Annotated in this window: 2 protein-coding genes; one reads left to right on the top strand and one right to left on the bottom strand. The window is 40.3% G+C overall.

Going from position 1 to position 925, the window contains the following annotated elements; translation table 11 throughout:
* Nucleotides 1-503 (bottom strand): sporulation protein (locus R7R78_RS24890; protein WP_225474468.1); only part of this gene is annotated, 503 nt, incomplete at its 3' end.
* Nucleotides 504-751: 248 nt separating this feature from the next.
* Between R7R78_RS24890 and R7R78_RS24885 the strand changes: the two genes are divergently transcribed.
* A partial coding sequence (locus R7R78_RS24885) for a GntR family transcriptional regulator (RefSeq protein ID WP_225474469.1) occupies nucleotides 752-925 on the top strand: 174 nt, incomplete at its 3' end.

Here is a 925-nt window from a genome sequence, read left to right as displayed (position 1 = left end):
CGCAAAAAGCCTTTTTCGACATCTGCTTTCACCATCGTAAAACCAGCTTGTTCAATCGCTCGAATAACGCGAGATGCCACTGGTAGTGGTTTCACTTCAATGTAATCGCGATCTCGTGGGTCGATGGCAAAATCAATATCCAGAGTGGTTTCGACCCAAACATTGCACTGGTTCTTCAATGCGCTAACCGCAGTGATAGGTGTTTCATCATGCAGTTTTAGCTCGAAAGGCACTTGTTTTTCTTCATTAGGTTGAATCACAAACGGTTCAACCGCCTTGAGCTGGTCGATAGTGAAGGTTTGATAACTTACGCTATCGTCCACTTCAACTTTCATTTCTGTGTTCAATTTAATGGTAATAGCGTCGATCTGCTGTTCAACATCCCCACCTTTGATATGAACATGTCCCTTCAGCGTCGCACCTTGAAACACGCTCATTTCATCCAAAATAGTATCCACTTTTGCAGATCCAATACCCAACGATGCTTTTAATTTCTTAAACATGCCTTTCCTTTTTTGCGACTGTTTTTATTGGTTGTGCTTTGTTTACACAATTGCCTTATAAGCTGCAAGCAATAGACCGCAAGAATACGGCTTGATTCCATTATCGATTCAAAAAATATCAAATCAGCCAAATCATTCAGCAAGCAAATGCCCGTTATTTGTCTCTAAATGTCGTATTTGTCGATAACTATTTGCAATTTGTACCCAAATTGAGCAGTATTTGTATAGTCAATTTAAAAGGTATCATTATGTCTGCGCCACTCTATATGCAAATCAAACAATTTATCCTCGATAAAATTGATTCCGGAGATTGGATGGTCGGACAGCGCATTGCGACTGAAATCGAGCTGACTGAACAGTTTGGTGTAAGCCGAATGACAGTAAACAAAGCGATACGAGATTTGGTGAATGAAGGGAAACTA

The organism is Vibrio sp. 2134-1 (genome assembly GCF_033339495.1).
Note: the sequence above shows the minus strand (reverse complement) of the source record. Positions and strands in the feature narration are given on the sequence as shown.